Annotated in this window: 14 protein-coding genes; 6 read left to right on the forward strand and 8 right to left on the reverse strand. The window is 71.1% G+C overall.

The genetic code is table 11. The features are described from left to right. Window positions 1-62: 62 nt before the first annotated feature. The gene (locus Adu01nite_RS35175) at window positions 63-2,162 is read right to left on the reverse strand and encodes a S8 family serine peptidase (RefSeq protein ID WP_203733601.1); all 2,100 of its coding nucleotides are present in this window, start codon (window positions 2,160-2,162) and stop codon (window positions 63-65) included. 247 nt (window positions 2,163-2,409) lie between these two features. On the opposite strand from Adu01nite_RS35175, the gene Adu01nite_RS35180 reads away from it, so the two are divergent. Further along, entirely contained in the window at window positions 2,410-2,643 is a 234-nt protein-coding gene (locus tag Adu01nite_RS35180; protein ID WP_203733602.1) for a hypothetical protein, read from the forward strand. A 72-nt stretch (window positions 2,644-2,715) separates the two neighbouring features. Here Adu01nite_RS35180 and Adu01nite_RS35185 read toward each other — a convergent pair whose 3' ends face one another. Both Adu01nite_RS35185 and sulP read right to left on the reverse strand, forming a co-directional pair. Continuing rightward, a complete protein-coding gene (locus Adu01nite_RS35185; RefSeq protein WP_203733603.1) occupies window positions 2,716-2,889 on the reverse strand; it encodes a hypothetical protein in 174 nt (57 codons plus the stop codon). Between the two features lie 113 nt (window positions 2,890-3,002). Continuing rightward, window positions 3,003-4,688: a sulfate permease gene (sulP, locus tag Adu01nite_RS35190; RefSeq protein ID WP_203733604.1), complete on the reverse strand. Its 1,686-nt coding sequence runs from the start codon at window positions 4,686-4,688 to the stop codon at window positions 3,003-3,005. Window positions 4,689-4,774: 86 nt separating this feature from the next. Here sulP and Adu01nite_RS35195 point away from each other — a divergent pair, with 86 nt between their 5' ends. Continuing rightward, on the forward strand, window positions 4,775-7,141 hold the full coding sequence (locus tag Adu01nite_RS35195; RefSeq protein ID WP_203733605.1) for a heavy metal translocating P-type ATPase: 2,367 nt from the start codon (window positions 4,775-4,777) through the stop codon (window positions 7,139-7,141). Window positions 7,142-7,150: 9 nt separating this feature from the next. Here the strand turns inward: Adu01nite_RS35195 and Adu01nite_RS35200 are convergent, their stop codons facing one another. Then, window positions 7,151-9,058: a putative bifunctional diguanylate cyclase/phosphodiesterase gene (locus tag Adu01nite_RS35200; protein ID WP_203733606.1), complete on the reverse strand. Its 1,908-nt coding sequence runs from the start codon at window positions 9,056-9,058 to the stop codon at window positions 7,151-7,153. A gap of 151 nt (window positions 9,059-9,209) precedes the next feature. Continuing rightward, window positions 9,210-11,174, reverse strand: a complete 1,965-nt coding sequence (locus tag Adu01nite_RS35205; protein ID WP_203733607.1) for a sensor histidine kinase — start codon at window positions 11,172-11,174, stop codon at window positions 9,210-9,212. A 172-nt stretch (window positions 11,175-11,346) separates the two neighbouring features. On the opposite strand from Adu01nite_RS35205, the gene Adu01nite_RS35210 reads away from it, so the two are divergent. Continuing rightward, the gene (locus tag Adu01nite_RS35210; RefSeq protein ID WP_203733608.1) at window positions 11,347-13,569 is read left to right on the forward strand and encodes a putative bifunctional diguanylate cyclase/phosphodiesterase; all 2,223 of its coding nucleotides are present in this window, start codon (window positions 11,347-11,349) and stop codon (window positions 13,567-13,569) included. Here the strand turns inward: Adu01nite_RS35210 and Adu01nite_RS35215 are convergent. From Adu01nite_RS35215 to Adu01nite_RS35225, 3 genes are all read right to left on the reverse strand, one after another. After that, a complete protein-coding gene (locus Adu01nite_RS35215) occupies window positions 13,566-13,991 on the reverse strand; it encodes a hypothetical protein (protein WP_203733609.1) in 426 nt (141 codons plus the stop codon). The two genes, Adu01nite_RS35210 and Adu01nite_RS35215, sit on opposite strands and share 4 nt — an antisense overlap. A 91-nt stretch (window positions 13,992-14,082) precedes the next feature. Further along, the gene (locus Adu01nite_RS35220) at window positions 14,083-16,119 is read right to left on the reverse strand and encodes a M4 family metallopeptidase (protein ID WP_203733610.1); all 2,037 of its coding nucleotides are present in this window, start codon (window positions 16,117-16,119) and stop codon (window positions 14,083-14,085) included. Window positions 16,120-16,409: 290 nt separating this feature from the next. Further along, window positions 16,410-17,165: an SDR family oxidoreductase gene (locus Adu01nite_RS35225; protein ID WP_203733611.1), complete on the reverse strand. Its 756-nt coding sequence runs from the start codon at window positions 17,163-17,165 to the stop codon at window positions 16,410-16,412. A gap of 120 nt (window positions 17,166-17,285) precedes the next feature. Between Adu01nite_RS35225 and Adu01nite_RS35230 the strand changes: the two genes are divergently transcribed. From Adu01nite_RS35230 to Adu01nite_RS35235, 3 genes are all read left to right on the forward strand, one after another. Next, a complete protein-coding gene (locus Adu01nite_RS35230; protein ID WP_203733612.1) occupies window positions 17,286-18,173 on the forward strand; it encodes a helix-turn-helix transcriptional regulator in 888 nt (295 codons plus the stop codon). 11 nt (window positions 18,174-18,184) lie between these two features. After that, window positions 18,185-18,319, forward strand: coding sequence for a hypothetical protein (locus Adu01nite_RS48620; RefSeq protein WP_275414739.1), 135 nt, complete (start codon window positions 18,185-18,187; stop codon window positions 18,317-18,319). A gap of 148 nt (window positions 18,320-18,467) precedes the next feature. Further along, entirely contained in the window at window positions 18,468-18,797 is a 330-nt protein-coding gene (locus tag Adu01nite_RS35235) for a hypothetical protein (RefSeq protein ID WP_203733613.1), read from the forward strand. Window positions 18,798-18,825 lie beyond the last annotated feature (28 nt).

Genomic DNA, 18,825 nt, shown 5'->3' on the forward strand with positions numbered 1-18,825 from the left:
GCTGCGCGAACGGTGGCCGTCCTCCCGGCGCGGAAGGACGACCACCGCAGGTCCACCCGGGCCTAACGGATCACGGTCAGGGTCACGCTGTGGTTCCGGTACGACACGCGGAGCAGATGGCCGCCGAGCGCCAGCAGCTTGCCCTCGGGCACGCCGTCGAAGGTGCCGCGGATCGACGATCCGGAAAGGATCGGCAGCACGGCGCCGCGGGTGAGCGAACCGCGCACGTCCAGGCTGAGCCGCCCTTCAATATTGAGAGCGCCACTTGCCCGTACGCTCGTGAAGTCGCTCGCGCTGTTGACCGTTACCGCGTAGCGGCTCGTGCTGCCCAGCCGCACCCCGCCGCCGACAGTCAGCGGGGCCGACTCCCCCGCCGCGCCACCGGGCCGCAGCTCGCCGCCGCTGACCTCGACGTCACCGGCGATCGTGCCGGTGCCGCCGAGAGCTCCGCCGCGGACCCGGATCGCGCTCGCGTGCGACCCGGTCACCGACAGCTTGCCGCCGAGCACCGTAGTCGCCCCGGTCCAGGTGTCGTCGCCGGTCAGGAACAGGGTGCCCGCGCCACGCTTGGTCAGGCTCCCGGCGTACACCCGGCTCTTCCTGGCCTTTTCCCTTGCCTTGCCGATCGCATAGTCGGCCTTGTCGGCATCGGTCGCGTCGGCCGGCAGGCCCTTGGTCCAGCCCTTGGCCACCTTGGTGGCCTGCCACGCGGCCGCCTCGGTGGCGTCCTCCACCTCGCGGGCCTGGATCGCGACGTCGGAGATGTCGTTGGACCAGACATCAGTGCGGCCGCGGGTGTTCACGTCGAACTCGCCGAGCAGCTGGCCCGGCCCGTTGAGCGCCTCACGCAGGCTGGGCGTGCCCCACCCGTTGCGCGCATCCGGCACCCGCACGATCTGCCCGGCCGTGGGGTTGGGGATCGGCAGGCCGGCCGCGTCGTTCGTGGTGCTGTTCTGCCGGCCGGTCGTGTACATCGTGTACAGCGCCTGCTCGTTGGTCAGATACGGGAACCGCTGCATGATCAGCGCGAGCGCGCCGGCCGAGTGCGGCGCCGACATCGACGTACCGGAAAAACGGGCGTAGCGGGGCTGCGGCACGCCGTCGACCAGCTCCACGGTGGTGCTGTTGATCAGCGAGCCGGGGGCGGTGACGCACGCCCACTTGGCCACCCCGCACTGGTTGAATCGCTGCTGGCCGGGGACCAGCACCGAGCCGTCCGGGTGGAACGTGCGCCCGACGTTGTCGTTGGTCCCGGAGGTGGTGAACCAGCTGCCCTCCAGCTCGGGCTTGAAGTAGGTGGCGGCGCCGCGCGGGGTCGGGTTGGCCACGCCGGCGTTACCGGCGCTGAAGCCGATGATCGTGTCGGTGCGGGCGACGTCGAACGCCCCGTTGATCCAGTGGCTGGTCGTGCCGTTGGAGTCGGGCACCCCCTCGGGGAGCGCCAGGTTGCGCCAGGCCGACAGCAGCCCTTCGTAGGTGTTGTAGCTCTCGCCCGCCGGCGCGCTGCCCCAGCTGCTGCTGACGATGCGGATCGGCTTGCCGTTGGTGGTGCGGGCCCGGTTGACGGCCCGGTAGACGTTGGCCAGGTAGGCGTTGTCCGGGGTCTGCGCCTCGGTTGCGCCCGCCGGCAACTGGCCGTACAGCACGCCGTCGGTCTTGTGGGTGTTGCCCATGTAGACGTTGGCGTTGAACGCGACGCCGTGCATGTTGGCCGCCGTGCCCTGCGGCTGTTCCTGGCCGACCCCGTCCCGGCTCGCGCCGACGGTGCCGCTGACGTGGGTGCCGTGCGTGTCGTTGAACGCCGGGTCGTAGTAGCCCGGCGTCGGCCCGGTCTGCCCGCCCTGGGCGACCACCGAGAAATACCGGTTGGCCTGCTCGACGGGGTGACCGTTGAAGAAGCCCGAGTCGACCAGGCCGATGTTCTCGCCCGCGCCGGCGAACCCGGCCGCGTAGGCGAACTCGGCCCCCATCGACACCAGCCCGGTGTCCGAGAGGAATTCGGGGGTACGCCAGCTCGCCGGATCACCGAGGCGGCCCGGGTCTCCCTGATAGGTCACGATCGGCTGTGGTCGGGACGGATGGGCCGCCGCGGGTTGCGCGGCGATGCCCAGCCCCACCACGGGGATCAGCGCTACCACGAGCGCCTTTTTCCTGGTCGGCATATCGGCTCCTCAAGGGTTTCAAGACGGGGCCAAGACATCGACACACTACTATTTAGATGGATCCGATAGTGCCACTGTCAGGCAGGACTGGGACCTACGGCTCTGGTGGCCGCCTCGCCGTGGGCGGACCGTACGACGTGGGCCGTTTCTTCATGTCGCCAAGATCGGCAGCGGGGCCGGCGGGGGTACCGGCACCGGCCCCGCGCCCGAGGGGCAGGAGAACGGCGGCACCGGCGGCGGTCTCGGCATGTCCGCGAAGCCGCTGGGCGTGTTCGTGCTGACCGGCGGCAAGGTCGTCTGGCGGCCGGCGATCGACGTCAACCGGGTGGTGCTGGGTGGCCAGCTCGTCGCGATCACCGCCCTGCTGGTGGCCCGCGCACTGGTCAGGGCTCGAGCCGGTCGACCGGAACTCGGCGTGCGGCTGCGGAAGGTCGCTCGTCGTCTGGCCGAGCAGGGCGCACGCGCGCGACGCGCCCGGTAGCGGCCGGGGCAGGGACCGTGAAGCCGGCGAACTCGGCGGCCGTAACGACGATCCAGGAACGCAGCAAGCCGCTCACCGGGGCACCTTCTCGGGGACGCCCCCGGCACGGGCATCGCGCTCGGCGGCCAGCGCCGCGCGTTCGTCGGGATCGAGCAGATAGGAGTACGGACACTGGTCCGGGCTCGGGGCCAGACACGCCCCGCACGGACGCGACGGGTCGATGACACATCTCAGGTCACGGCGCATTCCCGTCTCCTCCAGCCGGAACGCGCCTCGGCGTTCCGCATCCAGTCTGGAACGGCGACCGGACGGCCACACGGGGCTACGGTCCCGCCTCGAGGGGCCGGTCGGCCCGAGCCCTACGTCCCGTCCGCACCGGTACGCCATGCCTGGTATGCGGCGACCGCCGTCGGCAGGGTGGGGAAGATGTGGTCCGCGCCGACCGCGTCCGCCAGCCCGAACGCGGTCAGATCGTCGAGCAGGTCCTGCTTGACCCGGGCCAGCGCGAAGACGATGCCCCGCGCCCGCAATTCCTGGTGGAGCCGCTCCACGGCGTCGAGGGCGGTGATGTCCACCTCGACGTTCGCCTCGGCGTTGAGCACGAACCAGCGCACCGGAGCGTCCTGCTGCTCGACGGCGGCCAGCGCCCGGCGCAGGAAGTCCTCGGCGTTGGCGAAGAACAGCGGCGAGTCGTACCGGTAGACCACGAGGCCGGGCACGGTTCGCGCCTGGGGATAGTCGTCCACGTCGTGCATCCCGGCCAGGCCGGGGACGAGTCCCTGCACGGCGTCGTGCGGGCGGGCCACCCGGGCCAGCATCTCCACGACCGACAGGGCGACCGCCAGCAGGACGCCGTAGAGGATGTCGAGGACCAGCACACCGGCCAGCGCGCCCACGGCCAGCAGCAGCTCGCTGGGGCGGAACCGGGCCAGCCGCCGGAAACTGGCGACGTCGATCAGGCGGGACGCGGCGAAAACCACGATCGCCCCCAGCACCGCCGACGGGAACAGGCGCAGCAAGGGTCCCAGGTACGCTGCCGTGGCGACCACGAGGACGCAGGTGACCAGCGAGTGCAGCTGGGTCCGGGCGCCGGCCGCCGCGGCCAGGGCGGTACGGCTGCCGCTGCTGCTGACCGGCAGGCCCTGGAACAGCCCGGCGCCCAGGTTGGCGACGCCGAGCGCCACGAACTCCTGGTTCGCGTCGATGCGGCCGCCGTCGTTCGTCGCGAACGACCGCGCCGTCAGGATCGTGTCGCTGTAACCGACCAGGAGAACGCCGAGCGCGGGCAGCAGCAGCTGCCGCACCTGCCCGAAACCGGGGAGGTGCGGCAGCGGCACGCCGGACGGGATCTCGCCGATGACCTGGAGGCCGCGCTCATCGAGGTGGAAGACCGCCACCGCGGCGGTGGCCAGCAGCACCGTCAGCAGCGGGCCGGGCGCGTGCGGCGCCAGCCGGTGCAGCCCGAACAGGAACGCCAGCGCCGCTGCGGCGAGCACGGTCGTGCGCACGTCCAGGTCCGGAAGCCCGGTGACGAACGACCACACCTCCCCGACGAACGAATCGCCGTGCACCGGCACGCCGGTGAGCCGGCCCAGCTGGCTCGCCGTCATGATCAGCGCCAGTCCGGCCAGGTAGCCCACCAGCGTCGGACGGGAGAGCAGGTCGGCCACCACCCCGAGGCGCAGCAGCCGGCTGACCAGGGCGAGTACGCCGACGACGAGGGCCAGGGCGGCGGCCAGCGCGGCGTACCGGCCGGGGTCACCGGCGGCGAGCGGCCCGATCGCGGCCGCGGTCATCAGCGCCGTGGTCGACTCGGGACCGGCCGACAACAGCCGCGAGGTGCCGAGCAGCGCGTAGGCGACGAGGGCCGGCAACGTCGCCCACAGTCCGGCGACCGGCGGCACTCCGGCGAGTCCGGCGTACGCCAGCACCTGCGGCACCAGGTACGCCGCCACGGTCACGCCGGCCAGCACGTCGCCACGCAGCCATCCGCGCTGATAGCGGCGGAGGACCGTCAGGCCGGGAAGCAGGTCCGCTGGGCGCACACCGACATTCTCGCCGCTGAACGGCCGATGGGCCCGGGCCCATCGGCACTGCCCGCCGTCCGCCTCCCGCGCGAAGGATGGGAAGGATGGACGGAGCAGCTCCGGCCGGGCAGGAGGACGCCATGCGATGGTGGCGGCAACAACGGGATCAGGTCTTGTTCGGCATCACGACGGCGCTGTTGCTGTCCGGCCTGACGTTCATGGCGGCTGGGGCCCGGGAGGCGGCGGACCGGCTGTGGGTGACCGCGACGCTGCTCGGTCTGGCCTACTCGACGGCGGCGCTCGTCGCGGCGGCCCGGCGGCGGGAGGCCAGCGTCGACGTCATCGCATGGTTCGCCCTGGTCGGCGCGCTCGCGGTCGGCGAGGCGCTGGCGGGTGCGGTCATCGCGGTCATGCTGGCGACCGGTGTTCTGCTGGAGGCCCGGGCCGAGGCCCGGGCGCGGCGCGAACTGAGCGCCCTGGTGGCGAGGGCACCGCGAACCGCGGTGCGGGACACCGCGGCCGGACCGGTGGAGGTGCCGGTGGCCGAGGTGGTGCTCGGTGACCGGCTGGTGGTGCGGTCCGGGGAGATCGTGCCGGTCGACGGACGGCTGCTCGGTCCGGCGGTGCTGGATGAATCGGCGCTGACCGGGGAGCCGCTGCCGGTGGAGCGGCGGGCCGGCGAGGACGTACGCAGCGGGGTGGTGAACGCGGGCCAGGCGATGCGGTTCACGGCCACCGCGACGGCGGAGGCGTCGACGTACGCCGGAGTGGTGCGCCTGGTGGAGCAGGCGCAGGCGCAGAGCGCGCCGTTCGTTCGGATCGCGGATCGGTTCGCGGTGGTGTTCGTGCCGGTGACCCTGGTGCTGGCCGCCGTCGCCTGGGCGGTGGCCGGTGATCCGGTCCGGGCCGTCGCCGTCCTGGTGGTGGCCACCCCCTGCCCACTCCTGCTGGCGGCACCGATCGCCATCATCTCCGGCATCTCCCGGGCGGCGCGCGGTGGTGTGGTGGTCAAGGGCGGGAGTGCCCTGGAGCGGCTGGCGGCGGGGCGGGTCCTGCTGTTCGACAAGACCGGAACGCTGACCGCGGGCCGCCCGGTGCTCAGCGATGTCGTCACCGCTCCCGGTGGACAGCTTTCCGGCGGAGAGGTGCTGCGTCTCGCGGCGAGCCTGGATCAGAGTTCCGCGCACGTCCTCGCCGGCGCCATCGTGACGGCGGCGCGCGACCGGGGGCTCCCGCTGACGTCGCCCGACCAGGTCACCGAACGGCACGGTCACGGCGTCGAGGGCATCGTCGACGGCCGCCATGTCCGGCTCGGCAAGGCGTCGAGCATCGTCACCGGTCCCCTGCCGCAGTGGATGCGGAACGCCCGGCGGCGGGCCGCCCTCGACGGTTCGCTGACGGTGTTCGCCGCCGTCGACGACGTGCCGGCCGGCGTGTTGCTGTTGGAGGACCAATTGCGGCCCCAGGCTCCGCGCATGGTGCGAGCGCTGCGCCGGGCCGGGATCACCCGGGTCGTGCTGGTGACCGGCGATCAGGCCGACGCCGCCGAGGCCGTCGGGCGGATCGTCGGCGTCGACGCGGTGCACGCCGGCTGCGACCCCGGCGACAAGCTGTCCCTGGTCCGGGCGGAACAGGACCGAGCGCCGACGATCATGGTCGGGGACGGCATCAACGACGCGCCGGCCCTCGCGGCCGCGGGCGTCGGGGTCGCTCTCGCCGCCCGGGGGGCCACCGCGTCGGCCGAGGCCGCCGACGTGGTGCTCACCGTCGACCGCATCGACGCCCTGGCCGACGCGATCCTCATCGCCCGCCGTTGCCGGCGGATCGCCCAGTGGGCGGTCACGGCCGGCATGGGCATGTCGGCCGCCGCGATGGTCGTGGCCGCGGCCGGTCATCTCACGCCGGTGGCCGGCGCGGTGCTGCAGGAGGGCATCGACGTCGCCGCGATCGCGATCGCGATGACGGCGCTGTTGCCGGGCCGGTCGCACACCGTCGCCATGCCGTCGGCCGACATCGCCACCGCCCGGCGGTTGTACGCGGAACACCGCGAGGTGCGCCCGCTGGTCGAGCAGGTGCGCACGGTCGCCGATGCGCTGAACCAGCCGCCGTACGACCTCCGCCCGGTCCGCGAACTGCTGGACCAGCTCGAGGTGCGGCTCCTGGCCCACGAGCGCGCCGAGGAGGCCGAGCTCCTGCCGATCATGGCCCGGCTGCTGGGCGGGACGGAAGCGACGAGCGGACTCAGCCGCACGCATGCCGAGATCGAACACCAGATCGGACGGCTGCGCCGGGCGGTGGCGGAACCGGTCCCGCTGGCCGAGGCGGAGGACGTCACCGATCTGCGGCGGCTGCTCTACGGCCTGTACGCGATCCTCCAGCTGCACAACGCGCAGGAGGAGGAGGGCGCGTTCAGCCTCGTGCCCGACGCGCCGGCGGGGCGGCCGAGCCACCTGGTCCGCAGCCGCACCTGATGAGGGCCGTCATCCGGCCGCCGTGACCGGGGACGGCTGCCGGCCCTCCTCCAGTCGGGCGGTCATCTCATCGGCAGGCATCGGCCTGGCGAAGTGGTAGCCCTGCGCCACGTCGCAGCCGATGGCACGCAGGATGCTCAGCGCGCCGTCGTCCTCGACGCCCTCCGCGACCACGGTCAGTCCGAGGCTGTGGCCCAGTTCGACGGTCGAGGCGACGAGGGCGCGGCTGCTGCTGTCGGTGGCGACGTCCTTGACGAACGACTGGTCGACCTTCAGCTCACCGACCGGGAGCAACTTCAGATACGTCATCGACGAGAAGCCGGTGCCGTAGTCGTCGATCGAGGCGTTCACGCCCAGGTCGCGCAACTGGCGTAACGCCTCGATCGCCGTTTCCGGGTCACTCATCAGGGCGTACTCGGTGACCTCGATGCACAGCAGGGTGCCGGGCACGCCGGTCTCGTCGAGCAGCGCCGCCACGCGCTGGGGAAAGCCCGGGTCGAGCAGGCTGCGGGTGGAGACGTTCACCGAGATCGGCACCCGGTGCCCGGCGTCGAGCCAGGTCCGGCCCTGCCGTAGCGCCTTCCCCAGCATCTGCTCGGTGAACCGGTGCATGAGGCTGGAGACCTCGAGCACCGGGATGAACTCGGCCGGGGAGACCGGACCCCGGGTCGGGTGCTGCCAGCGGGCCAGGGCCTCGACGCCGGCCAGGTCACCGCCGTTCACCGCGATTTGCGGCTGGTAGTGCAACGTGAGCTGGCCGGGGTCGTCGAGGGCTCGCCGGAGATCACCCAGCAGGGTGAGCCGCGCCACCGCGTCGTGTCGGCGGTCGTCGCGGTAGCAGTGGTAGTCGGCGTGGAGCTGCTTCGCGATGTGCATGGCGGTGTCAGCGTGTCGCAGGACGGTGGTGGCATCGTCGCCGTCGACGGCGACGGCGGCGCCGATGCTCACCTCCAGGTCGAGGGTGATCTCATCGAATTCGAATGCCCGGGTGAACGCTCCGGACAGCCGGGCGGCGATGCTCTCGCCGGTCGTGAGATCGCCGTCATCCAGCAGGATCGCGAATTCGTCGCCGCCGAGCCGGGCGACCGCGTCGTTCTCGCGGGTGGAGGCGACGAGCCGCTTGCCGATCTCGATCAGCATCAGGTCACCGATGCTCTGGCCGAGTTGTTCGTTGACCTCGCGGAAGCCGTCGACGTTGAGCACCAGAACGGTCGTTCCGCGGCCGGCGCCGAGGAATCGCTGGACCCGGGTCGTGAAGGCGTTGCGGTTCAGCAAGCCGGTCAGCGGGTCGGTGGCGGCCATGCGGTCGAGCTGCCGCCGGTAAGCGCGGCTGGACAACCGGTATCCGAGGAGAATCACCAGTCCGAGAAGGAAGACGACCAGGACGGTGAGGGCGGATCTGTCGGATTCGCGGACGGCTGCCGCCTGCAGGCGGTCGTACTCGGCCAGATGTTGATCCTGCTCGCCGATCAGGGCAGTGATCATCGAGTCGTACTCGGGCTCGAGAATCGTTTCGAGTGTCGTGAACGCGGCGTCGTGGTCCTTCTGATCCAGTTGGGCGAGAAAGTCCGTCAGGATCGGGGCGATCCGGTGATGCTGGTCAGCCAGTCGCGCAGCGGTCCCGACATGTTCCTGGTCGATCTCGGCCATGCGCTGCGTGGCGTCGTCGGCCTGCTGATTCGCGGCAAGAAGCAGGTCTCGCTCCTCGCCGTCCGGTTCGCGCATGGCCGCCTGCAGCAGCTCCGTCTCGCGGGTCACGAGGTACGCGGCCCGCTCGTAGGCGTTCGTGTCGCTGCCGGCCTCGGCGACCACCCGGATGAGCTCGGCCTGATGCCGGCTTGCCGCCACGGCGTACCCGGAGAGCCCGGCGAAAGTGACGGCGAGGAGGGCCGTGAAGGCGCGGGGTCCGCGCCGCACCGACCACCTGCCACTCGACGCCATGAACCGCCTCCGTTACGACGCTGGACGGACAGCCAAAGGATGTTAATTCCAGCATCGACGGCGCGGACCTCCACCATATGGACATCTCGGTAGCAACTTGGGTGCAGCCTGCTGCACCACGGATCGGTCACCGCACCCGATCCGGCGCCGCCGGAGCGTGCCGGGGCCGGTGGCCCGGGCGGACCGCCATCCCGACGAGCCGGGACGCATCGGACCTTCCCGTCGACGTGGCCTCCGGCACGGCCAGCGCGGCGGGCAGCGTCATCACGGCACGGATGCCGCCCCCGTCGGCGGGGCCGAGGGTCACTCCGATCCCGTGCTGAGCGGCCAGGATCGCCACCACGAACAGGCCGAGGCGGGCGCTGTCGGCGGGGTCGAACTCCCGCGGTTGCGCCAGCCGGCGGTTCGTCTCCTCGACCGCGGCGGGCGACATCCCGATCCCGCGGTCCTCGATCTCCAGCACGATCCCGTCCGCTTCTCCTCGCGCCGACAGCCGCACCGGGGTATCCGGGGCGGAAAAGGTGATGGCGTTCTCCAGCAGCTCACCGGTCAGATGGGCGAGGTCGGTAACCGCGTACTCGGGAATCTCGGCGGCCACGATCGGGCCGATCGTGATCCGTTCGGCGTGTTCCGTCTCGCCGGCCACCCGGGCCAGGATGTCGGCCAGCGACGAGGCGCCGAGCCCGCGCCGGCTCCGCGCCGAACCGGCCAGGATCACCAGGTGCTCGGCGTGCCGGCGCATCCGGACGGCCAGCTGGTAGGCGCGGGCGTCGGCCCCGTCCACCGGCCCGAGCGCCTCGATCTGGCGATCGAGCAGCGCCTGGTTGCGCCGGGCGATGTTGACCAGGGCCTTGTTCATGTCATACCGCACGGCGGCTTCGCCGGCCGCAGATTCAACCGCACTGAGGTGTACGTCGGTGAGCGCGGCCCCGACCTCCGCGATCTCGTCGTCGCCCAGGCGCAGACGTAAGGCCCCGCCGTCCACGTCGATGCGCTCACCGGCCCGCAGCCGCCGGACCAGCTCCGGCAGCCGCTGGCGAGCGAGCTCGATGGCCGCCGTCCGCAGCAGCGACAGCCGGCGGACGATCGAGCCGCCGATCCGCACGGCGATCGCCAGCGACACCAGGATGGCGAGCAGGCCGAGCAGGCCGGAGACGCCGAACCGGAGCAGGATCCGGTCCCGGGCCTGTTTCGCGAACGTGACGGCGTGGTCGTAGCCGTCCGCGAGGAAGGCGAACAACTGGCCCGCCGCGAGGGTGGCCGTCGCCGACCAGACCTCCCGGCTGATCCCGACCGGCCCACCGGTGCGTCCCTTGCCGATGATCTGATCCTCGGCCGAGCGCAGCGCCGCGAACGCGGGACCGCTGAGCATGCTCTTGAACCGCGCCTGGTCGGGCGCCGGCAGGGTCGAGCCGGCCGACGGGATCTGGAACCGCAACGCCCCGACGATCTGGACGAGCTGCAGATACTCGCCGCTGCCGAAGCGGCCGGCCGTGGTGGCGCCGGTCAGCAGGGCGTCCTCCTGGTAGAGCAACTCCCCCGCCCGGCGCATCGCGACCATCGTGCGCATGACCCGTTCCACCAGTGGGTCGCTGGAGGTCGCGGCGGCGTTCGAGACGCTGAACGCGTACCCGATGATGCTGGTGTAACCGCTGAGAACCTCGGTCAGGGCGGCATCCCGGGCGTCGACCTTGGCCCGCACCAGGCTCAGCGAGTCGAGGCTGGTGGCCATGTCCGCGAACCGGGCCCGGGTGATGTCGGCGGAGAACCCGCTCCCCCGGTACCGGCGGGACAGCTCCCGGAACTCGGCGATCGCCGTGTCGGTCGCGGCCCGTTGCGTACCCAGAGCCTCGGTGTTGTTGTCGGGTGTGGCCAGGAACTCCGCCGACCGGGTGCGCTCGCGCTGCAGGGCGGCCACCATCCGATCGCACGGCAGGCTCACGTTGTCGCGCGTGTTGTACGTGTCGCGCAACGCGGTCGCGTCGGTCAGCGAAGCCTTCACGTCGATCACCCACAGCCCGGTCAGCGCGACCACCGGCGCCAGCAGGGCCAGGACGATCTTCGAACGAATGGACCTCGGTTTTCTTCGCATGGGACCTCAATCGGGCAGACGACGGGCGGGTCCTCTGGGTGAGAGGGGGGACCTGACGTCATCCACAGTGGAATACGGGCCGCAACCCGGTTTTGGTTCAGGCTTGAACGTGATTGTCGGTGCGTGTGAGACTGCGCCGCGTGGAACCGTCAGTGCGACCGGTCAGCCCGCGGTGACGGGTGAACAACGGCATCTCTCCGCGCTGGTCGCGTTGTGCCTCGCGGCCGGGGCACCGATCTTCTTCCTGTCCGCAACACCGGTAGCGACGTACACCCAACTGGGCAGCAGCCTTCTCGCCTGCCTCGCCGCTCTCCCCTGCCTCGCCGCCGCCCGCAGGGGCGAGGCGAGCGTCCGTCTCGGCTGGCGCCTGCTCGCCGCCGGATGCCTGAGCTGGGGCCTGGGCAACTTCTACTGGTCGTGGAACGAGCTCGTCGTCCACGCGGAGGTGCTGTTCCCGTCGCCGGCCGACATCGGCTACCTGCTGTTCCCGCTGCTCGCCACGGTCGGGCTGTGGCTGATCGCGGGCTGGACGTCGCTCGGATCCAGGGTGACCGTGCTGCTCGACGGTCTGATCGTCGGCTGCGCCCTGTTCGTGATCGGCTGGTCCCTGACGGTCCGCGAGGTGTGGGAGGCCGGCTCCGACTCGGTGCTCGGATTCGTCGTGTCGATGGCCTACCCGGTCTTCGACATCGTGCTGGCGACGGTCGTCGTGCTGCTCGCCGCCCGGACCCGGCGCGGCAGTCGCGGCATCGGCCTGCTGCTGCTCCTGGGGCTCACCGGCATGACCATCAGCGACGTGCTGTTCGCCCTGGACACGTCGGCCGGCACCTACTACAGCGGACAGAACTCGGACGCCGGCTGGTTCTTCGCGTTCGCCGCGTACGCGGCGGCCGGCTGGCTCGCGACGAGACGGCCGATGACGTTCGACCACACCGGAGTGATGGCCCGCTGGCAGACCACCCTGCCGTACGCCCCGTTCGGGCTGGCCGCGCTCGTGGTCGCCGGTCAGACGCTGACCGGCATCCGGGTCGACGCGCCGGAGGCCGTAGCGCTGATGATCGGCTTCCTGCTGATCCTGCTGCGGCAGCTGTCCACCCTGCTGCACAACTCGACGCTGACCCGCACCCTGCGGCACCAGGCGTATCACGACCCGCTGACCGGGCTGGGCAACCGCGCGCTGTTCATGGAACGGCTCGAGGGGGCGCTGGGCGCCGGCCAGCCGGTCGCGATCGTCTACCTCGACCTCGACGACTTCAAGATGATCAACGACTCGCTCGGGCATGACGCCGGCGACGTCGTGCTGCGCACGGTGAGCGAGCGGCTGCGCGTCTGCTTCGCCGAGCCGGACGCCATCGCCCGGTTCGGCGGCGACGAGTTCGCCGTGCTCACCGGCCGCGTCCACGGCCTGCCCGGGCTGGCCCAGCGGCTGCTCGGGCTGCTGCACGAGCCGGTCGAGGTCGGCACCCGCACGGTCCGGCTGGGCGCGAGCGTCGGCCTCGCCGTCTCCGACGGCTCGTTCTCCTCGGAAGACCTTCGCAAGAACGTCGACCTGGCCATGTACGCGGCGAAGGCGCAGGGCAAGGACTCGTACGCGATGTTCGAGCCGTCGATGCGGCACGGCTTCGATCAGGAGGTGCGGTTGCGGGCCGAACTCCGCAAAGCCCTGACCGACCGGACCCTGCACGTCGCCTTCCAGCCGATCGTGGCGCTGGGCGAACGCCGCGTCGCCGGCGTCGAGGCCCTCGCCCGCTGGCAGCACCCGGAGCTCGGCACGGTGCAGCCGGACATGTTCGTCCCGGTCGCCGAGCGCGCCGGCCTGATCGGCGACCTCGGCCTGCTGGTGCTGCGCCGGGCGTGCGCGGAGTTCGCGGTCTGGCCGGGATCGCACACGGCGTACCTGTCGGTCAACGTCTCACCATCGCAGATGCTCGACGCCTCGTTCCCGTCGAAGGTGGTCGCGACGCTGTACGAGGCCGGTATGCGACCGGGGCAGCTGGTCCTCGAGGTGACCGAGAACGTGCTGGCCGACGAGTCCGAGGTGATCGGCACGCTGCGGCGGCTGCGCGAGTTCGGCATCCGGATCGCCATCGACGACTTCGGCACCGGCTACGCGTCGCTGCGCTACCTGCACCGCTTCCCCGCCGACATCGTCAAGATCGACCGCACGTACGTCCAGGACATCGCCCGCGACCCGGCCGCCGTCCACATCCTCGGCACGCTGTGGCAGCTGTTCGGCGCACTCGGCCTCACCGCCATCGCCGAGGGCATCGAGGACGAGGCTCAGGCGGCCATGCTGGTCGAGCTGGGTTGCAAGGCCGGCCAGGGTTTCCTCTACGGCCGGCCGGGGCCCCTCAACGCCATCACCGTCGACCCTCTCAGCGCCGACCGAACCTAACCGTCGAACAAGGTTGCGCCGATGGCCACCATCCGGGCCGGCTCGGCGCTGTCCGGAGCGCCGCAGACCTGGATCGACGTGGTCGCCGACGCGCTGATGACCTCGTATTCGTAGCCGTCCGCGCACACCGGCGGAGAGTCCGTGGTGAAGTCCGGTGCGATCAGCAGCTGACGGAGGTCCGCCATCGTGCCGGCCGGCAGCGAACCGCGGACGGGCGGTTTGCCGCGGTGCGTCACCACCGTCGAGCCGTCGGCCGTGATCTGAGCGCGGTCGTCGACGCCGGCGAAGCCGCCCCGGCGGGTGATGGTGACCGGGAACATCGGGATGGCGGGCGAGGCGGCCGGCGCCGGCGCCGCGGGCTGCTCGTTCGTCGCGCACCCGGCGACACCGCCCAGCAGCAAGGCGGCCAGGACTACGGACATGTGTGACTTTCGCACCGCGGGTTCCTCATCCTCGTGGCAGAAACGGCCGGGGTGGCGTCGCACGCCACCCCGGCCGGTTCGGTGATCAGCTTCAGGCGGGTGCGTTCCAGCCGAGTACGGCGTTGCCGGCTCCGCTGTAGGACACGATGCGGTAGCGGTAGGAGCCGGTGGTGCCGGTGTACGCGATGTTCTCGCGGGCCGTCTCACCGGTGGACTTGGCCACGTTCGTCCATCGCCCGTTGACGTTCTTGTCCAGGTAGAGGTCGAAGTCGGTGCCGGACGGGCCGGCCATGCAGGCGGTGTGCCGGCCACCGGCGGCGGTGAACGTGCCGGTCACCGCGGTCGCACCGGCGGCGATGGCGCCGCTGTCGTGCGAGGCGAAGCCGGCCTGGCAGTCACCGGACGGCGCGGTCGGGGGCGCCGTGGTCGGGCCGGTGGTCGGCGCCGTGGTCGGCGGGGTCGTGGGCGCCGTGGTCGGCCGGGTGGTCGGGGCCGTGGTGGGCGTCGTGGTCGGCGCGGTGGTGGAACCGGTGCCGGTGCAGGCCGGCTCGTTGCTGCCGGCCGGGACACTCACCGCGGTCCACGCCGCCTTGACGGTCGCGCACTCGGTGCCGTTGCCGAACAGCTGCGCGGCCGAGGCCACCGAGGCGGCCCGCGCCTTGGCGTGCGTCCAGCTGCTGGTCTTACGGTTCAGCGTGGCCATGTAGATCTGCCCGGCCTTCTCGATGCCGATCCCGGTGACCGTGCTGTTGTTGCAGGTCGGGCTGGTCGGCTGCCCATCGGTCGGGCGCGAACCCTCGGCCAGCAGGTAGAACCAGTGGTTCTGCGGACCGGCCGCGGCGTGCACCTCGGTGCTCGGGATGGCGCTGGAGAAGCAGTTCGGGTCGCCGACCTTCGACGGGTCGGCCATGTTGCGGATCGGCCCGTTGCCGGTCAGGTTGGCCAGCTCGCCCACGGTGTAGTCGGGCTTGTCCTTCGGGTCGTTGGCGAAGAACTCGGTCAGGGCGCCGAAGATGTCACCGGTGGACTCGTTCATGCCGCCGGCCTCGTTGCCCGCGCTGGAGCCGCCCGGGGTGAACTGGTTGATGGCGTGCCCGAACTCGTGACCGAGCACGTCCATCGTGGTGAGCAGCCGCCGGTTGTCGGAGGAGTGGCCGATCTCGACCCGCGAACCGTTCCAGAAGGCGTTGACGTCCTGCAGGCCCATCCGTACCGGGAAAGCCTTGCCGTTGCCGTCGATGCCGTTGCGGCCGAGCCACTCGCGCAGCATGTCCCACTCTTCGGAGACCGTGTACATCGCGTCGACGCAGCCGGTGACCAGGTCGGTCGCGCTGCCGGTGCCCCAGACGTTGGTCGTGCTGGTGAACGGCTGGCCGGTCTGCGGGCCGCACGCCAGGCCCGGGCGGGTCGCGTCGCTCATCACGAACTGCCCACCGGAGCTCTGCGTGTTGATCGTGACGTCGCCGTAGTAGGCGCCGTGCCCGGCCGCGTCCACGACGTCGTCGCGGGTCAGATCGTTCATCACCGTGCCGGTGGTCGCGTCCACGAAGACGTGCAGCACGCTCGGGACCAGCCGGCCTTCGGCCCGCTTGCTGCCGGAGACCACCACCTCGTACGCCAGGACGCCGGCTTCCTGGGCGACGACCTTGAGGGTGCCGGCGTCCACGGAGGTGACCTTGGTGAGCTGCTTGCGCGCGGTCTTGACCGCGGTGCCGGCCGAGATCTTCGCGGTGGTGCCGACCGACAGCGCCTGCTGCTGCGCGACGTAGTTGTCCAGCACCTTGCCGTTGGCGTCGGTGACGACGACCGCGTCCCCGCCCTCGACCTGAAGACCCTGATAGGTACGGGTGTAGGCGACGTACTGCAGGCCGTGCTGGCTGACCACCTGGCGCTTCACCAGCTCGTCGTGACCGCCCTTGAAGAACAGCTTCGGCTTCTCGGCCACCAGCGCCGAGGCCGAGGTGGTCGCCCGGGACTCGGCGACGGCGGTCGGGACCGGGTCGGCGGCGGCCTTGGGTGCCGCGGGAGCCGCGGTGATCGCCGCGTTCACCTGCGGCATGGTGAGGGCGATGGACCCCGCTACGGTGACGGCCGCCAGACCGGTCGCCAGCGCGACTTTGCGTTTCAACGGTGCTCCTAGCGCGATTATTCGCGGCGCTGATTCACGGCTCGTGCCCGATCATCCGCCGCCACAAAATGAGGGATTCGGCGCCAGTCTTGCCTCCGAGAAAGAACGAAGTCAATGCGCTTAAGCATTGTTTAAACGCCTTACGCTGGGCTTACGGCAAGCTTTACCGAGCCGATGCCAACGAATGAGCAATTTCCGGCTCGTTATAATTTCGATATCTAGGCTTCCGGCGCCCTTAAGGTACGACCCGGAAGAATGGCCGGACACCAATGGCGACGGGCCTTCCTGGGTCAGATCGAGGCCATCCGGCGTTCGAGCGTCTTCGGGTCGTCACGCCACACCTGGTAGCCGTCGCGGGACATCGGGTCCGGGAAGATGTCCTCATCGCCGGCCTCGACACCGACGAGAATGGCGTGCGCGACGTCCGCCGGGCTGCTCTTCGGGATCTCGAACGCCCTGATCATGTCGGTGTCCACCGCGCCGGGGAACACGCCGTGCACGGCGATACCCGCACCGGCCACCTGGGCCCGCACGGCCTGGGTCATCGATGCCACGGCCGCTTTGGACACGCCGTAGCCGCCCATGCCGGGCACCGCGCCCAACGCCACCAGGCTCGACATGTTGACGATCGCGCCGCCACCGTTGCGGCGCAGCACCGGAACGAACGCCCGGGTGACCGCGAGCGTGCCGAAATAGTTGGTCATCAGGTCCGCGTGGATCGCCGAGAGTTCACCGCCGAGCAGATCCGCGAACTCCAGCGAGCCGCCGTTGTTCACCAGCAGCGTGACGTCGCCGGCCGCGGCCGCCGCGGCGGCAACCTGGTCGGCGTCGGTGATGTCCAGCGGCAGAGCCACCACCCGGGCATCGTTCGTGAGGCCGGCCAGCGTCTCGATGCGGCGGGCGGTTGCGTACACCTTCCGGGCACCCCGCGCGAGCAGTGCCTCAACCAGCGCTCGTCCGATGCCTCGGTTGGCTCCGGTTACCAGCGCCGTTGCGGTGTTCACGTGCAACACGTCAGTTCCTCCCTTGTCAGTCCATGAGGTCATGCTGAGGCCAGCATCCGCCGGCCGGCGGCGGTTACCCAGAGCTCCGATCAACCCCGGGCACCCCTGACCTGGGTCGAGCAGTACCACGCTCGCCGGCGGTGAAGCGGCCATACTGGCCGCATGGACCGGCACACCGCCATGGCCGAATTCCTGCGATCGCGGCGAGCGCGGCTGCGCCCGGAGGATGTCGGGCTGCAACCGCTGGCGACCCGGCGCAGGGTTCCCGGCCTGCGCCGCGAAGAGCTGGCCCAACTGGCCGGCGTCAGCGTCGACTACTACATTCGCCTTGAGCAAGGCCGCGGCTTCCACGTCTCCGACGCCGTCCTCGACGCCGTCGCCAACGCCCTTCGCCTCGCTGACGACGAACGCGCGCATCTACGAAACCTGGCCCGCCCGAGCCGCACTGCGCGCCTGCCCGGCCCGCCGCAACAGGTCCGGCCCGCACTGCGCCAACTCATGAACGCCATGACCGAGGTTCCCGCGTTCGTCGTCGGCCGGCGCACCGACGTGCTGGCCTGGAACCCGCTCGGTCTCGCCCTGATCGCCGACTTCCGGGCGATGCCGCCACGGCAGCGCAACTTCGCTCGCCTGTTCTTCCTCGACGAGCACATCGGGGCGCTGTTTCGCGATCAGCGACACAAGGCGCGCGACATCGCCGCGTTCCTGCACCTCGACGCGGGCCGCCACCCCCGTGACCCACTCCTCGCCGAGCTCATCGACGAGCTGACGCTGCACAGCTCGCTGTTCCGCCAGGTGTGGCCCGAGCACCCGGTCGGCGACAAGAGACACACCGTCTACGAGGTACGCCACCCGCTGGCCGGCCCCTTGCACCTGGCGCAGGAAGCGCTACGAGCATCCGACGATCCCGATCAAACCCTGATCACCTACACCGCGGCGCCCGGATCCTCATCCGAGGCGGGCCTTCGCATTCTCGCCTCCTGGCAAACCCACGCCTCGTCCGACCATTCATCGCCGAGGCCGAGGCCCGGCAGTCCTACCACGACCTGAGCGTGTACACGGTGACCGCCCGCCACCACGGCGGCGAGTGGTACGTCGACTACGAGCTGACCGACACGATGTCGCTGGGCGGCGGCCCGCATTTCGTGATCGACGCCCGGTCGGGCGAGATCACCGGCCGCCGCTACGAGCAGTAGGGGGCGGCCACCTTCGAGGTAGGGAAGACCCCACCTCGGAGTGGGGGGTTGGCCACCTGGCCTTCGGGGGCTTGCTCGGTCGTTGGCGTAGGCGCCGAACCGGCAGCATCTTCCCGGTAAGCAAAACCCCCCGATTTAAGGACATGACATGAGCATGTGGCAGAGCACCCACCGCGGCGGCAACGACTGCTTCGACCCCGGTCGCGGGCAGCACGGCGGCTGGGGCCGCGGCCACGAGTCGCACCACAACGGCGGCGGCTGGGGCGGCAACCACGGTTGCGACGACGGCCCGCGCTGGGGCGGCATCCAGGACTGCAACGACGGCCCGCGCTGGGGCGGCTTCCAGGACTGCAACGACGGCCCGCGCTGGGGCGGCAACGACTGCCACGACGGACCGCGCTGGGGTGGCAACGACTGCCACGACGGCGGTCGGCCGCTGATCAGTTTCGACCACAACGCGTTCGTGGCCTGCCACTGACGACGGGCACGGGTAGCCGCCGGCTTCG

Source organism: Paractinoplanes durhamensis (assembly GCF_016862175.1).
Classification (GTDB): Bacteria; Actinomycetota; Actinomycetes; order Mycobacteriales; family Micromonosporaceae; genus Actinoplanes; species Actinoplanes durhamensis.

What these genes read in the sequence shown, in the direction of transcription:
- Adu01nite_RS35175 (WP_203733601.1), bottom strand. Translation starts at nt 2,162, where the DNA reads ATGCCGACCAGGAAAAAGGCGCTCGTGGTAGCGCTGATCCCCGTGGTG.
- Adu01nite_RS35180 (WP_203733602.1), top strand. Translation starts at nt 2,410, where the DNA reads ATGTCCGCGAAGCCGCTGGGCGTGTTCGTGCTGACCGGCGGCAAGGTC.
- Adu01nite_RS35185 (WP_203733603.1), bottom strand. Translation starts at nt 2,889, where the DNA reads ATGCGCCGTGACCTGAGATGTGTCATCGACCCGTCGCGTCCGTGCGGG.
- Adu01nite_RS35195 (WP_203733605.1), top strand. Translation starts at nt 4,775, where the DNA reads ATGGACGGAGCAGCTCCGGCCGGGCAGGAGGACGCCATGCGATGGTGG.
- Adu01nite_RS35205 (WP_203733607.1), bottom strand. Translation starts at nt 11,174, where the DNA reads ATGCGAAGAAAACCGAGGTCCATTCGTTCGAAGATCGTCCTGGCCCTG.
- Adu01nite_RS35215 (WP_203733609.1), bottom strand. Translation starts at nt 13,991, where the DNA reads ATGTCCGTAGTCCTGGCCGCCTTGCTGCTGGGCGGTGTCGCCGGGTGC.
- Adu01nite_RS35225 (WP_203733611.1), bottom strand. Translation starts at nt 17,165, where the DNA reads ATGACCTCATGGACTGACAAGGGAGGAACTGACGTGTTGCACGTGAAC.
- Adu01nite_RS35230 (WP_203733612.1), top strand. Translation starts at nt 17,286, where the DNA reads ATGGACCGGCACACCGCCATGGCCGAATTCCTGCGATCGCGGCGAGCG.
- Adu01nite_RS35235 (WP_203733613.1), top strand. Translation starts at nt 18,468, where the DNA reads ATGAGCATGTGGCAGAGCACCCACCGCGGCGGCAACGACTGCTTCGAC.